General features: G+C 69.9%; 13 protein-coding genes. 7 read left to right on the top strand and 6 right to left on the bottom strand.

Going from position 1 to position 14,573, the window contains the following annotated elements; translation table 11 throughout:
• Nucleotides 1-2: 2 nt before the first annotated feature.
• Nucleotides 3-971, top strand: coding sequence for an ABC transporter permease (locus ACFPOE_RS07285; RefSeq protein WP_376849365.1), 969 nt, complete (start codon nt 3-5; stop codon nt 969-971).
• Between the two features lie 26 nt (nt 972-997).
• A complete protein-coding gene (locus tag ACFPOE_RS07280; RefSeq protein ID WP_376849363.1) occupies nt 998-1,930 on the top strand; it encodes an SMP-30/gluconolactonase/LRE family protein in 933 nt (310 codons plus the stop codon).
• On the opposite strand, the gene ACFPOE_RS07275 is transcribed toward ACFPOE_RS07280, so the two are convergent.
• The 5 genes from ACFPOE_RS07275 to ACFPOE_RS07255 are packed head-to-tail and all read right to left on the bottom strand — an operon-like array spanning nt 1,927 to nt 8,287.
• Nucleotides 1,927-2,679: a FadR/GntR family transcriptional regulator gene (locus ACFPOE_RS07275; protein ID WP_376849362.1), complete on the bottom strand. Its 753-nt coding sequence runs from the start codon at nt 2,677-2,679 to the stop codon at nt 1,927-1,929. The two genes, ACFPOE_RS07280 and ACFPOE_RS07275, sit on opposite strands and share 4 nt — an antisense overlap.
• Nucleotides 2,680-2,699: 20 nt before the next feature.
• On the bottom strand, nt 2,700-3,905 hold the full coding sequence (gene mmsB, locus ACFPOE_RS07270) for a multiple monosaccharide ABC transporter permease (protein WP_376849361.1): 1,206 nt from the start codon (nt 3,903-3,905) through the stop codon (nt 2,700-2,702).
• Nucleotides 3,902-5,434: a multiple monosaccharide ABC transporter ATP-binding protein gene (mmsA, locus tag ACFPOE_RS07265; RefSeq protein ID WP_376849360.1), complete on the bottom strand. Its 1,533-nt coding sequence runs from the start codon at nt 5,432-5,434 to the stop codon at nt 3,902-3,904. Before mmsA ends, mmsB begins: the two co-directional genes overlap by 4 nt.
• A 17-nt stretch (nt 5,435-5,451) precedes the next feature.
• Complete coding sequence (chvE, locus tag ACFPOE_RS07260; RefSeq protein ID WP_376849359.1) at nt 5,452-6,522, bottom strand: multiple monosaccharide ABC transporter substrate-binding protein; 1,071 nt, start codon at nt 6,520-6,522, stop codon at nt 5,452-5,454.
• A 22-nt stretch (nt 6,523-6,544) separates the two neighbouring features.
• On the bottom strand, nt 6,545-8,287 hold the full coding sequence (locus ACFPOE_RS07255) for an IlvD/Edd family dehydratase (protein ID WP_376849358.1): 1,743 nt from the start codon (nt 8,285-8,287) through the stop codon (nt 6,545-6,547).
• Nucleotides 8,288-8,436: 149 nt separating this feature from the next.
• On the opposite strand from ACFPOE_RS07255, the gene ACFPOE_RS07250 reads away from it, so the two are divergent.
• From ACFPOE_RS07250 to ACFPOE_RS07235, 4 genes are read left to right on the top strand one after another with little or no spacing between them, the layout of a single operon-like run.
• Nucleotides 8,437-9,201: an SDR family NAD(P)-dependent oxidoreductase gene (locus ACFPOE_RS07250; RefSeq protein WP_376849357.1), complete on the top strand. Its 765-nt coding sequence runs from the start codon at nt 8,437-8,439 to the stop codon at nt 9,199-9,201.
• Nucleotides 9,198-10,076 (top strand): SMP-30/gluconolactonase/LRE family protein, encoded by an 879-nt coding sequence (locus ACFPOE_RS07245; RefSeq protein ID WP_376849355.1) that lies wholly within the window; start codon nt 9,198-9,200, stop codon nt 10,074-10,076. Before ACFPOE_RS07250 ends, ACFPOE_RS07245 begins: the two co-directional genes overlap by 4 nt.
• On the top strand, nt 10,073-11,095 hold the full coding sequence (locus ACFPOE_RS07240) for an aldose epimerase family protein (protein WP_376849353.1): 1,023 nt from the start codon (nt 10,073-10,075) through the stop codon (nt 11,093-11,095). Before ACFPOE_RS07245 ends, ACFPOE_RS07240 begins: the two co-directional genes overlap by 4 nt.
• Before the next feature lie 10 nt (nt 11,096-11,105).
• Nucleotides 11,106-12,029: a dihydrodipicolinate synthase family protein gene (locus tag ACFPOE_RS07235; RefSeq protein ID WP_376849352.1), complete on the top strand. Its 924-nt coding sequence runs from the start codon at nt 11,106-11,108 to the stop codon at nt 12,027-12,029.
• 3 nt (nt 12,030-12,032) lie between these two features.
• Here the strand turns inward: ACFPOE_RS07235 and ACFPOE_RS07230 are convergent, their stop codons facing one another.
• Complete coding sequence (locus ACFPOE_RS07230; RefSeq protein WP_376849350.1) at nt 12,033-12,995, bottom strand: LysR family transcriptional regulator; 963 nt, start codon at nt 12,993-12,995, stop codon at nt 12,033-12,035.
• A gap of 120 nt (nt 12,996-13,115) precedes the next feature.
• Here ACFPOE_RS07230 and ACFPOE_RS07225 point away from each other — a divergent pair, with 120 nt between their 5' ends.
• Nucleotides 13,116-14,552 (top strand): aldehyde dehydrogenase family protein, encoded by a 1,437-nt coding sequence (locus ACFPOE_RS07225; protein ID WP_376849349.1) that lies wholly within the window; start codon nt 13,116-13,118, stop codon nt 14,550-14,552.
• Nucleotides 14,553-14,573 lie beyond the last annotated feature (21 nt).

Below are 14,573 nucleotides of genomic sequence, written 5' to 3'. Positions count from 1 at the left end.
CCATGGCGACGCTCGCCCTGCGCCTGAGGAATTCACGCCATCTGCCGGTGATGGCGGGCGCCGCCTGCACCGTCGCGCTGCTGCTGGTGGGCAGCCTTTATTCGAGCAACTTCCTCTCGCCCGACTACCTGCTGCTGCAACTGCAGATCGCGTCCTTCCTCGGCATCATCGCCAGCGGCGCGATGCTGGTGATCCTGCTGGGCGGCATCGACCTGTCGGTGCCCTGGGTGGTGACGGTGGGCGGCATGATGTCGGCGGCCGCCGCCGACTGGTGGGGCGGGGCGGCCGGCGCATTCGCCATTCCCTTCGGCATCCTGTGCGGCGCGGCCCTCGGGCTGCTCAACGGCATCGGCGTCGCTTACCTGCGCGTGCCCTCGATGATCTTCACCCTGGGCATCAACGCCGTCGCGCAGGGGCTGATCGTGGTCTACACCGGCGGCTTCGCGCCGCAGGACCGCGCTACGCCGGCGATGCATCTGCTGGCCACCGGGCGCTCGCTGCTCGGCATCCCCAACGCCTTGCTGGTGTGGGCGGTGGTGGGCGGCGCGACGCTATTCCTGTTGCACCGGACCAGTTTCGGGCGCGGCGTCTACGCGGTGGGCAACCGGGAGCGCGCGGCCTATCTTTCCGGCGTGCCGACGCGGCGCGTCACCCTGCTGTGCTTCGTGATCGCCGGCGCCTGTTCGGCGGCGGCCGGCGTGCTGCTCACAGGCTATTCCACCAAGGCCTACCAGGCGATGGGCGACGCCTACCAGCTGCCCGCCATCGCCGCCGTGGTGCTGGGCGGCACCCACATCCTGGGCGGCCGCGGCTCCTACCTGGGCACGGTGGTCGGCGTGGTGGTGATCACGCTGCTGCAATCCATCCTCTCCGTGATGCAGATCCCGGAGATGGGCCGCCAGGTCGCCTACGGCCTGGTGATCATCGCGATGCTGCTGGTGTACGGCCGCGGCCGGCGGCACGCGGGCTGAAACGGGCGGCCGCAAGGAGACGGGACATGGCGATCGACCTGACCGACAGCTTCGAGGTGATCGACGAGCGCTTTCGCAAGCTCGCCTTCGGCAACGTGCACCTCGAGCGGCTGTACACCGGTTGCCGCTGGGCGGAAGGCCCGGCCTGGTTCGCGGCCGGCCGCTACCTGGTGTGGTCCGACATCCCGAACGACCGCATGCTGCGCTGGGACGAGACCGACGGTTCGGTGTCCGTGTTCCGCCAGCCGGCGATGAACAGCAACGGCCACACCGTGGACCGCGAGGGCCGCCTCGTCTCCTGCGAGCACCGCGGCCGCTGCGTGTCGCGCACCGAGCACGACGGCACCCGCACCGTGCTGGCCGAGCGCTTCGAGGGCAAGCGCTTCAACTCGCCGAACGACGTGGTGGTGAAGTCGGACGGCAGCATCTGGTTCTCGGACCCCAGCTACGGCATCGACAGCGATTACGAAGGCGATGCGGCGCCCAGCGAACTCGGCGCGTGCTGCGTCTATCGCATCGCGCCCGACCTGCGCGGCGTGACCCGCGTGGCGGACGACTTCGTGCAGCCCAACGGGCTGGCGTTCTCGCCGGACGAACGGCTGCTGTACATCGTGGATACCGGGGCCACGCACCGGGACGACGGGCCCCGGCACATCCGGCGCTTCCGGGTGAAGGAGGACGGCGCGTCGCTGGCCGGCGGCGAGGTGTTTGCCGAGTGCGGCAACGGGCTGTTCGACGGGCTGCGGAGCGATGTCCACGGCAACATCTGGACCAGCGCCGGGGACGGCGTGCACTGCTACGCGGCAGACGGCACGCTGATCGGCAAGGTGCTGGTGCCCGAGGCGGTGGCGAACGTCTGCTTCGGCGGGCCGAAGCGCAATCGCCTGTTCATCTGCGGGACCACCTCGTTGTATTCGGTGTACCTGAATACCAGGGGGGCGGGGCGCGGCATGCGCTAGACCAACCCGCCGTCCGGGTCCAGGATGCGCGAGATGTCCAGCCGGGTTTCCTCCAGCTGCACCATCGTCGCCTGGCGCGCGCCCAGCGGGTCGTGGCTGAGCAGCGCGGTGAGGATGGCCTTGTGCCGCGGCAGCGACAGGGCATGGGTGTTGGGCAGCTTGCTACTGAGCTTGATCGATTCGCGCAGGGCCAGCGACAGCATGTTGCCGATGTAGGCCAGCAGGTCGTTGCCGGTGGCCTCGGCGATGCGCCGGTGGAAGGCCAGGTCCGGCTCCAGCAGTTCGTCCGGGGTCTGCGCCGCCTCCATGCCGGCGTAGGCCTGCGCGATGCCCTGCAGCTGTTCGTCGCTGGCCAGGCGCGCGGTCAGGGCGGCCGCCGCCGGCTCGAAGATGCGGCGCACCGTCATCAGCGTCTCGACGAAATCGCCGGCCGGCTTGGCCTGGATCAGCCAGTACAAGACGTCGGGATCGAGCAGGTGCCAGTCGCTGCGCGGGCGCACGATCACGCCGGCGCGCTGGCGCGACACCACCAGGCCCTTGGCCACCAGCACCCGCACCGCCTCGCGCAGCACGGAGCGGCTGACCTGGAAGCTGGCCAGCAGCACCGCTTCCGCCGGCAGCCGGCTGCCGGGCGCGAACTCGCCGGCCACGATGCGCATGCCCAGGTCGCGCACGATCTGGGGGTGCATGCTCTTGCGCTGCGGCGGCCTGCGGTAGCTGGAATCGCGGTGGGCCGGTTGCACTGCCATGGTGGACGGGAGCGGCGCCTTCAGCGCCGGCTCTTGTTGGCGACGTCGACGAACACCGCGGCCAGCAGCACCAGGCCCTTGATCACCTGCTGGTAGTCGATGCCGATGCCCAGGATCGACATGCCGTTGTTCATCACGCCCATCACGAAGGCGCCCACCACGGCGCCGAACACCTTGCCGACGCCGCCGGAAGCGGAGGCGCCGCCGATGAAGCAGGCCGCGATCACGTCCAGCTCGAAACCGAGGCCCGCCTTCGGCGTGGCGGTGTTCAGGCGCGCCGCGAACACCAGGCCGGCCAGCGCCGCCAGCACGCCCATGTTGACGAAGGTGAGGAAGGCCAGCCGCTCGGTCTTGATGCCCGACAGCCGCGCCGCCTTCTCGTTGCCGCCCAGCGCATAGACGCGCCGGCCGATGGTGGTGCGCAGCGTCACGAAGTCGTAGACCACGATCAGCACCGCCATTACCACCAGCACGTTGGGCAGGCCGCGGTAGGCCGACAGCAGCGCGCTCAGCGCCACGATCAGCGCGACGAACACCAGGTTCTTCAGCAGGAAGAAGGCCAGCGGCTCGACCTCCATGCCGTGCCTGGCGGCCCGGCGGCGCTCGCGCAGCTTGAAGAAGACCAGCGCCGCGGCGGCCAGCACGCCCAGCAGCAGCGAGGTCAGGCGCAGCGAATCGCCGCCCAGCGGATCGGGCAGGAAGCCGGTGGACAGCAGCTGGAATTCGGGCGGGAAGGGCCCCACCGACTGCCCCTGCAGGGCCAGCAGCGCCAGGCCCTTGAACACCAGCATGCCGGCCAGGGTGACGATGAAGGAGGGGATGCGCATGTAGGCCACGAACCAGCCCTGGGCGCCGCCGATCACGGCGCCGGCCAGCAGGCAGGCCAGCGAGGCCGGCACGAAGTTCCAGTTCAGCTCCACCATCAGTACCGCGGCCAGCGCCCCGATGAAGCCGCAGACCGAGCCGACCGACAGGTCGATGTAGCCCGCCACGATCACCAGCAGCATGCCCAGCGCCATGATGACGATATAGCTGTTCTGCAGCACGAGATTGGTGAGATTGAGCGGCTGCATCAGCGTGCCGCCGGTCATGTACTGGAAGAAGGCCATGATGGCCACCAGCGACAGCAGCATCGCGTAGTCGCGCAGGTGGGCCCGCAGGAAGCCCAGGGCGCGGCCGCGGGCGGGGACGGTGGCGGCTGGCGCCTGGGCGAGTTCGGTGGTCATTGCAGGCTCCCCGATTGCACGATGGAACGCATGATCTTCTCCTGGCTGGCCTCGGCCGCGCCGAATTCGGCGACGAAACGGCCCTCGTTCATCACGTAGATGCGGTCGCACATGCCCAGCAGCTCGGGCATCTCCGACGAGATCATCACGATGCACTTGCCCTCGGCGGCCATCTGCGCCACCAGGCTGTAGATCTCGAACTTGGCGCCGACGTCGATGCCGCGGGTGGGCTCGTCCAGGATCAGCACCTCGGGCTGGGTGAACAGCCACTTGCCCAGCACCACCTTCTGCTGGTTGCCGCCCGACAGCTGGCCCACCTGCTGGCGCACGCCGGCGCTGCGGATGCGCAACTGCCGGCGGTAGCCGTCGGCCACCTCGAACTCGCGGCCCTCGTCGATCACGCCGCGGCGCGACACCGCCGGCAGGTTGGCCAGCGTGGTGTTGCGGGCGATGTCGTCGTCCAGCAGCAGGCCGTAGCCCTTGCGGTCCTCGGTGACGTAGGCGATGCCGTGGGCGATGGCGCGGCCGACGCTGGACACGTCCACCTCCCGGCCCTTCACCAGCACCTTGCCGCTGATGCGCTGGCCCCAGGAGCGGCCGAACACGCTCATCGCCAGCTCGGTGCGGCCGGCGCCCATCAGGCCGGCGATGCCGACGATCTCGCCGCGCCGCGCCTGCAGGTTCACGCCCTTGACCACCTGGCGCTCGGCGTGCAGCGGATGGTGCACGGTCCAGCCGCGCAGCTCGAACACCGTCTCGCCGATCTGCGGCTCGCGCTTGGGGTAGCGCTCCGCCATTTCACGGCCGACCATGTTGCGGATGATCACGTCCTGGCTGATCGCCTGGCCGCGGCAGTCCAGGGTCTGCACCGTGCTGCCGTCGCGCAGGACGGTGATGGTGTCGGCCACCTTCTCGATTTCGTTGAGCTTGTGCGAAATCAGGATGCTGGTCACGCCGTGCTTCTTCAGGCCCAGCAGCAGCTGCAGCAGGGCCTCGCTGTCGGTCTCGTTCAGGCTGGCGGTCGGCTCGTCCAGGATCAGCAGCTTCACCCGCTTGGACAGCGCCTTGGCGATTTCCACCAACTGCTGCTTGCCCACGCCGAGGTCGTCCACCAGGGTGGCCGGCGATTCGTCCAGTCCCACGGTAGCCAGCAGCTCGCGGGTGCGCGCATGGGCCGCATGGCGGTCCACCACGCCGGCGCGCGCCGGCTCGTTGCCCAGGAAGATGTTCTCGGCGATCGACAGCAGCGGCACCAGCGCCAGCTCCTGGTGGATGATGATGATCCCCAGTTCCTCGCTGCCCGAGATGTCGCGGAACTGGCGCGGCTGGCCGGCGAAGCGGATCTCGCCGTCGAAGGATCCGTGCGGGTACACCCCGCTCAGCACCTTCATCAGTGTGGACTTGCCGGCGCCGTTCTCGCCCACGACGGCGTGGATCTCGCCGGCGCGCACCGAGAGGTTGACCTCCTTGAGCGCGACGACGCCGGGGAAGGTCTTGGTGATGCCGCGCATCTCCAGGATGCTGTCCATGCCGACGGCTCCCTGGGTCACTTGAGTTGCGCTTCCTTGTAGTAGCCGCTGCCGACCAGCACCTGCTTCCAGTTGCTGGCGTCGACGCTGACCGGCTTGAGCAGGTAGGAAGGCACCACCTTGACGCCATTGTTGTAGGTCTTGGTGTCGTTGATCTCGGGCTTCTTGCCGGACAGCACGGCGTCGACCATGTTGGCCGCGACCTTGGCCAGCTCGCGGGTGTCCTTGAACACGGTGGAATACTGCTCGCCGCGCAGGATCGACTTGACCGACTGGACCTCGGCGTCCTGGCCGCTCACCACCGGGCAGGGCTGGCTGGCGGTGCAGTAGCCCACGCCCTTGAGCGACGACAGGATGCCGATCGACAGGCCGTCATAGGGCGACAGCACGGCGTTGACCTTGTCCTTGCCGTAGAAGGCCGACAGCAGGTTGTCCATGCGGGCCTGGGCCACGGCGCCGTCCCAGCGCAGGGTGCCGACCTTGTCCATGCCCATCTGCTTGCTGCGCACCACCAGCTTGCCGCTGTCGATGTAGGGCTTGAGCACCGACATGGCGCCGTCGTAGAAGAAGAAGGCGTTGTTGTCGTCCGGCGAGCCGCCGAACAGCTCGATGTTGAACGGGCCCTTGCCCTGCTTGAGGCCCAGCTTGTCGACGATGGAGGTGGCCTGCAGCACGCCGACCTGGAAGTTGTCGAAGGTGGCGTAGTAGTCCACGTTCTTGGAGCCGCGGATCAGGCGGTCGTAGGCAATGACCTTGACGCCCTTGTCGGCCGCCTTCTGCAGCGCATTGGACAGCGTGGTGCCGTCGATGGCGGCGATCACCAGCACCTTGGCGCCCTTGGTGATCATGTTCTCCACCTGGGCCAGCTGGTTGGGGATGTCGTCGTCGGCGTACTGCAGGTCGGTCTGGTAGCCGCGCTCCTTGAGCACCTTGACCATGTTGTTGCCGTCGTCGATCCAGCGCGCGGACGACTTGGTCGGCATCGAGATGCCGATCAGGCCCTTGCCCTGCGCGTGCGCGGCGGGCGCGAGGCCCAGCGCCGAGGCGGCCAGCACCAGGCTGGCGAGGATGGTTCTGCGGGTTGTCATTGCTTCTTCTCCTTGGTGTCGTTCAGTGGGAATGCTTGGGCACGGCCGCGCCGCGGCTGCCCACGAGGAAATCGAAGTCGCAGCCCTGGTCGGCCTGCAGCACGTGCTCGACGTACAGCTTGCGGTAGCCGGAGCCGTCGGCCGGGTCGGCCTGCTGCGCCGCGGACCAGGTGGCCAGGCGGCCGGCCAGTTCGGACTCGGCCACGTCCAGGTGCAGGCGGCCGGTTGCCGCATCCAGCTCGATCCAGTCGCCCTCGCGCACCACCGCCAGCGGGCCGCCGGCGCGCGCCTCGGGCGCCACGTGCAGCACCACCGTGCCGTAGGCGGTTCCGCTCATGCGGGCATCCGAGATGCGGACCATGTCGGTCACGCCCTGGGCCAGCAGCTTGGGCGGCAGGCCCATGTTGCCGACCTCGGCCATGCCGGGGTAGCCGCGCGGGCCGCAGTTCTTCAGCACCAGGATCGAGTCCGCCGTCACGTCCAGGGCGGGGTCGGCGATCCGCGCCTTGTAGTCGTCCAGGTCCTCGAACACCACGGCGCGGCCACGGTGGCGCAGCAGGCGCTCGGTGGCTGCGGACGGCTTGAGCACCGCGCCGCGCGGCGCCAGGTTGCCGCGCAGGATGCGGATGCTGCCGTCGGCCACCAGCGGCCGTTCCCAGTCGCGGATCACCTCGGGGTTGTACGAAGGCGCGTCCTTCACGTTGTCCCACAGGCTCTTGCCGTTGGCGGTGAGCGCATCGGGATGCGGCAGCCGGCCGGCCTCGCCCAGCCGGCGCAGCACGGCGGGCAGGCCGCCGGCGTAATAGAAGTCCTCCATCAGGAAGCGGCCCGAGGGCATCAGGTCCACCAGCGTCGGCGTGCCCTTGCCGACGGCGGTCCAGTCGTCCAGGTCCAGCGCGACGCCGATGCGCCCGGCGATGGCCTTCAGGTGGATGACCGCGTTGGTCGAGCCGCCGATGGCGGCGTTGGTGCGAATCGCGTTCTCGAAGGCCTGGCGCGTCAGCAGCTTGGAGAGTTTCAAGTCCTCGCGCACCATGTCGACGATGCGCATGCCGCTCATGTGGGCCAGCACGTAGCGGCGCGCATCCACCGCGGGGATGGCGGCGTTGTGCGGCAGCGTGACGCCCAGCGCTTCGGCCATGCAGGCCATGGTGGACGCGGTGCCCATGGTGTTGCAGGTGCCCGCCGAGCGCGACATGCCCGCTTCGGCCGACATGAATTCGTGCAGGGTGATGGTGCCGGCCTTGACCTGCTCCGACAGTTGCCACACGGCTGTGCCCGAGCCGATGTCGCGGCCCATGTGCTTGCCATTGAGCATCGGGCCGCCGCTTACCGCGATGGCGGGCACGTCGCAGCTGGCGGCGCCCATCAGCAGGGCGGGCGTGGTCTTGTCGCAGCCCACCAGCAGCACCACGCCGTCGATCGGGTTGCCGCGGATCGATTCCTCGACGTCGATGCTCGCCAGGTTGCGCGTGAACATCGCCGTCGGCCGCAGGTTCGACTCGCCGTTGGAGAACACCGGGAACTCCACCGGGAAGCCGCCGGCTTCGATGATGCCGCGCCGCACGTGCTCGGCCAGCTTGCGGAAGTGCGCATTGCAGGGCGTCAGCTCCGACCAGGTGTTGCAGATGCCGATGACCGGCTTGCCCTGGAACTCGTGGTCCGGGATGCCCTGGTTCTTCATCCAGCTGCGGTACATGAAGCCGTTCTTGTCCACGGTGCCGAACCAGGCGGCGGAGCGGAGCTTGACGGGCGGTTTCGACATGGATGGGACCTGGGTTGCCGAGGTGTGGGACGGGAATATAGTCTGACTACAAATAGAAGTTGAGCCCAGGGAAACCCTTAGACAGGGTTTTGTCGTGACCGTTTAAGTCGGACTACATAATCCCCATCCTTGCCGCACCGGGAGCCGCCATGAGTCCTTACGCCCGCTACCCCAGCCTCGCCGACCGCACCGTCCTGATCACCGGCGGAGCCACCGGCATCGGTGCCTGCCTGGTCGAACAGTTCGCCGACCAGGGCGCCAAGGTGGGTTTCATCGACATCGACCGCGGGTCCGGCGAGGCCCTGGCCCACCGGCTCGCCGGCAGCGCGCACGCGCCGCTGTTCGTGCCGGCGGACCTGTGCGACATCGCCGCGCTGGACGGGGCGATCGCCGCCGTGCGCGCGCGCTTCGGCCCGATCCGGGTGCTGTTGAACAACGCCGCCAACGACCGCCGCCATCGCATCGAGGACACCACGCCCGAGTCATGGGACGCCGGCATCGCGGTGAACCTGCGGCATCAGTTCTTCGCCGCCAAGAACGTGGCGTCGGACATGCAGGGGGCCGGCGGCGGCTCGATCGTCAACTTCGGCTCGATCAGCTGGATGCTCAAGCAGGGCGGGATGCCGGTCTACACGACGGCCAAGGCGGCGGTGCAGGGCCTGACGCGCAGCCTGGCGCGCGACTTCGGGCCGCACAACATCCGCGTCAACACGCTGGTGCCCGGCTGGGTGATGACCGAAAAGCAGATCAAGCTGTGGCTGACCGACGAAGGCCGCGCCGACATCGCCCGCGGCCAGTGCCTGCGCGCCGAACTCAAGCCGGAACACATCGCCCGCATGGCGCTGTTCCTGGCCGCCGACGACAGCGCGATGTGCACCGCGCAGGACTTCGTGGTGGACGGAGGCTGGGTGTGAGCGATGCCCGGCTGGCGGTCGCGGCCCGCAACCGCCTGGGCGAATGCGCACTGTGGTGCGAGCGCAGCGGCGCGCTGTACTGGACCGACATCGAGGGCTGCACCATCAGCCGGCTGCAGGGCGACGGCCAGCTGCGCGCCTGGACGCTGCCCGAGCGGGTCGGCAGCTTCGCGCTGTGCGCGGAAAGCGCGCCGCAGCTGCTGCTGGGCCTGGCCTCGGGCATCGCGCTGTTCGAACTTGAACGCGAGGCGCTGTCGCCGATCGTGCCGGTGGATGCCGACCAACCGGCCACCCGCATCAACGACGGCCGCTGCGACCGCCAGGGCCGCTTCGTGTTCGGCATGTTCAACGCGCCGGAGCAGCCGATCGGCCACTTCTATCGCGTGCATCCGGACCTGCGCGTGGAGCGGCTGCCGCTGCCGCCGGCGGCGGTGGGCAACAGCATCGCCTTCAGCCCCGACGGCGCCACCATGTACTTCACCGACTCGCCGACCCGCACCATCTGGCGCGTGGACTACGGCGCCGACGGCAGCCTGGGCAGGCCGCAGGAGTTCGTGCGGCTGGCCGGCGACGAGGGCTTTGCCGACGGCTCCTGCGTCGATGCGGATGGCGGGCTGTGGAACGCGCAGTGGGACGGCGGCTGCGTCGTGCGCTACGACGCCAGCGGCGCGGTGAGCGCGCGGCTGACCCTGCCGGTGTCGCGCCCGACCTGTCCCGCCTTCGGCGGTGCGGAACTGGACACGCTGTACGTCACCTCGGCGCGCGGCGGCCTGGACAAGGACGCGTTGCGGCGTGAACCCGAGGCGGGCGGCCTGTTCGCATTGCAGCCCGGCTGGCGCGGCCTGCCCGAAGCGCGCTTCGTTGCCGCACCATGAGCCCACCGCAGCCCGTGCGCGAGTTCATGCTGGACAACGGCGCCGGAATGTCGCTCACCGCGATCAACCGGGGCGGCATCGTGACGTCCCTGCGGGTGCCGGACCGGCATGGGCGCAGCGCCAACGTCGTACTCGGCCTGGCCACGCCCGGAGACTACACGCGGCCGCATCCGCACCTGGGGACCATCGTCGGGCGCTACGCCAACCGCATTGCGCGGGGCAGGTTCGCGCTGGCAGGCCAGGACGTCCAGCTGACGCTCAACGACGGCGCCAATACCTTGCATGGCGGCCCGCAGGGCTTCGGCACCCGCTGGTGGGAGATCACGCCGCTGCCGGCGGCCGCCGATGGCAGCGTGGCGCTGGAACTGCGGCTGGCCAGCGAGGACGGCGACCAGGGCTTTCCGGGCCGGCTCGCGGTGCGGGTGCAGTACACGCTGACCCCGCGCAACGAATGGCGGGTGGACTACGAGGCGCGCTGCGACCGCGCCACGGTGGTGAACCTGTCGCACCACGACTACTTCAACCTGGCGGGCGGCGGCAGCATCCTGGGCCATCTGCTGACCATCGCGGCCAGCCGCTATTGCACGGTGGACGCGGGCCTGATCCCGCTGGAGCTGGCCGGCGTGGACGGCACGCCGTTCGACTTCCGCCGGCCGCGCCCGATCGGCGAGCGCATCTGCGAGCCGCATCCGCAGCTGCTGCGGGCGCGCGGCTATGACCACAACTGGGTGCTGGACGAGGCGGCAGGCCTGCACTTCGCGGCCCGGCTGGAAGACCCGCAGACCGGCCGCGCGATGGAGATCCTCACCACCGAGCCGGGCCTGCAGTTCTATTCCGGCAATTTCCTGGACGGCACGCTGGCGGGCGCCAACGGCCAGGCAATCCGGCAGGGCGACGGCCTGTGCCTGGAGACCCAGCACTTCCCCGATTCACCCAACCGGCCGGACTTCCCCTCGACCGTGCTGCACCCCGGCCAGCTGTATGCCAGCACCACGGTGCACCGATTCACCTGTGCCTGAAAGGACCCCCATGACCACCGGACCCCGCTACCAGGGCGTGTTTCCCGTCGTGCCCACCACCTTCACCGAGGCCGGCGCGCTGGACCTGGACAGCCAGCGGCGCTGCGTCGACTTCATGATCGACGCCGGCTCCGACGGCCTGTGCATCCTGGCCAACTTCTCCGAGCAGTTCGTGCTGTCCGACGACGAGCGCGAGGTGCTGACCGCCGCCATCCTGCGGCATGTCGCCGGACGCGTGCCGGTGATCGTCACCACCACCCACTTCGGCACCCGCGTCTGCGCCGAGCGCAGCCGGCGCGCGCAGGAGCAGGGCGCCGCCATGGTGATGGTGATGCCGCCGTACCATGGCGCCACGCTGCGGGTGCCGGAAGCGCAGATCGTCGAGTTCTATGCCGCGCTCTCCGACGCCATCGACATTCCGATCATGATCCAGGACGCGCCGGTCAGCGGCACGGTGCTGCCCGCCGCGCTGCTGGCCCGGATGGCGCGCGAGATCGAGCAGGTGCGCTACTTCAAGATCGAGACGGCCGGCGCCGCCAGCAAGCTGCGCGAGCTGATCCGCCTGGGCGGCGACGCCGTCGAAGGACCGTGGGACGGCGAGGAGGCCATCACGCTGCTGCCGGACCTGCAGGCCGGTGCGACTGGCGCGATGACCGGCGGCGGCTATCCGGACGGCATCCGGCAGGTGATGGACGCCTGGCGCGCCGGCCAGCACGAGGCGGCGGCGCGCGCCTACGAGCGCTGGCTGCCGCTGATCAATTACGAGAACCGGCAGGGCGGCATCCTCAGTGCCAAGGCGCTGATGAAGGAGGGCGGCATCATCGCCTGCGAGGCGCCGCGCCATCCGTTCCCGCCCATGCAGCCGGCGGTGCGCCAGGGCCTGATCGAGACCGCCAGGCGGCTCGATCCGCTGGTGCTGCGCTGGGGCAAGTAGGGCTCAGAGCCCGGCCTCCAGCGGCACCCCGTACGAGTCGGCCGCGGCCGAGCGCACCGCCGCCATCATCACCGAGGCGGCCGGCGACAGCTGGCGGTCGGTGCGCGTGATGATGCCGAAGGCGTCCATTGCACAGGGCAGTGCGATCGGCAGCACCGCGACCAGGTTGTGGCCGGCGTAGTAGCGGCCCACGTCGCCGGCCATCAGCCCGATCATGTCGCCCAGGCCGATCATCTTGGTGACGAACAGCAGCGCCGCCGTCTCGATCAGGTTGGCGGGCGCCTCCAGGCTTTCCTCCAGGAACATCAGGTCGAAGCGGTGCCGCAGCACGCTGCCCTCCGGCGGCACGATCCAGCCCCAGCCGTTCAGGTCGCGCAGCGACAACGCGCTCACCTGCAGCAGCGGATGGCCGGGCCGCACCACGGCGACCGCCGGTTCCTCGGCCAGCGCCTCGAAGCGCAGCGCCGTCTTGTCGTGCTGGGCGAACAGCCGCGCCACGTTGAAGTCGATCTTGCCCTCTGACAGGCGCTCCATCAGCACGTCGCTGGTCTCCACCTGCAGCGAGACCCGCAGCGTCGGATTGGCCTGCTTGACGCGCGAGATGGCCTGCGGCAGCAGCATGATGCCGGGCGTGGTGATCGCACCGACGGACACCTGGCCGTAGCGGCCGGCCTTGAGCGCCAGCACCTCCTCGTGGGCGTGGTTCAGGCTGGCCAGCGCGCTGCGCGCATGGCGGATCATCGCCTCGCCATAGACCGTGGGCCGCAGGCCGCGCGGCAGCCGGTCGAACAGCGGCACGTCCAGCACCTGCTCGATGTCCTTGAGCAGCTTGGAGGCGGCCGGCTGCGTCATCTTCAGGACCTCGGCCGCGCGATGGATGTTGCCCTCCTCGTCCAGCGCGACCAGCAGCAGCAGCTGGCGCGTCTTGAGCCGCGCTCGGATGAACCAGTGCGTGTAGTTGATCATGCGCGCAGGGTGGGCCCTAGGGTTTCCATGAATGCCGGATCTTATATGGCAGCGGGCCGAGAAACGATTGGGAATGCATCGCCGCAATGCCTACGATCGGCGCACTTTGCACACCCAGCCATGCGCGAGCTCCTGAAGAACTACATCAACGGCCACTGGGAAAACGGCGTCACCACCGGCACCAGCGAGAACCCGTCGGACCTGTCGGCGCCGGTGGCCGAGTACGCCCGCGCCGACGCGCGCCAGGCCGAAGCGGCGATCCTGGCCGCCGTCGACGCCGCGCCCGGCTGGGCCATGGCCACGCCGCAGCGCCGCGCCGACGCGCTGGATGCGGCGGGCACCGAGCTGCTCGCGCGCCGTGACGAGCTGGGCGCGCTGCTGGCGCGCGAGGAGGGCAAGACCCTGGTGGAAGCGGTGGCCGAGGCGGCGCGGGCCGGGCAGATCTTCAAGTTCTTCGCCGGCGAAGCCCTGCGCATGCCCGGCGAAAGGATGGCCTCGCTGCGCCCCGACGTGGAAGTGGAGGTCACGCGCGAGCCGATCGGCGTGGTGGCCGTCATCGCGCCCTGGAATTTCCCGTTTGCGATCCCGGCCTGGAAGATCGCGCCGGCCCTGGCCTATGGCAACGCGGTGGTGTTCAAGCCGGCCGAGCTGGTGCCGGCCTGCGGCTGGGCGCTGGCCGACATCCTGAGCCGCGCCGGGCTGCCGGCCGGGGTCTTCAACCTGGTCAACGGCAGCGGGCGCCAGGTCGGCCGCACCCTGGTGGAGAGCCGGCTGGTGGACGGCATCACCTTCACCGGCTCGGAAGCCACCGGCGCCCAGGTGCTGCAACAGGCCGCCGCGCGCGGCGCGAAGGTGCAGCTGGAAATGGGCGGCAAGAATCCGCTGGTGGTGCTGGCCGACGCCGATCTCGACCGCGCCGTGGACTGCGCCCTGCAGGGCGCCTTCTTCTCCACCGGCCAGCGCTGCACGGCCTCCAGCCGGCTGGTGGTGGAGGCGAAGGTGCACGACGACTTCGTCGCCCGGCTGCGCAAGCGCATGGGCCAGTTGCAGGTGGGCCACGCCGAGGCGCGCGGCACCGACATCGGCCCCGTCGTCAGCGCCGCCCAGCTGGACCAGGACCTGGCCTGGCTGGAGACCGCCCGCGCCGAGGGCGCGGAGCTGGTGTGCGGCGGAGAGCGGCTGGAGCGGCCCACGCGCGGCCACTACATGAACCCCGCGCTGCTGCTGGCCACGCCGGCGCAGCGGGTGGCGCGCGAGGAGATCTTCGGGCCGGTGGCGGCCGTGCTGCGGGCCGACGGCTACGAGCATGCGCTGGCGCTGGCCAACGACACGCCCTACGGCCTGTGCGCCGGCATCTGCACCACGTCGCTCAAGCGCGCCAGCCACTTCCGCCGCCACGCCCAGGCCGGCATGGTGATGGTCAACCTGCCCACCGCGGGCGTGGACTACCACGTGCCGTTCGGCGGCCGCAAGGCCTCCGGCTACGGCCCGCGCGAGCAGGGCCGCGCGGCGGTGGAGTTCTACACCACGCTCAAGACTGCTTACACCTGCGCCTGAGCGCCACCCCTGTTTCATGAG

This window comes from Caenimonas terrae (assembly GCF_042655405.1).
Taxonomy (GTDB): Bacteria; Pseudomonadota; Gammaproteobacteria; order Burkholderiales; family Burkholderiaceae_C; genus Ramlibacter; species Ramlibacter terrae_A.
This window is presented reverse-complemented; position numbering and strand designations above follow the sequence as displayed.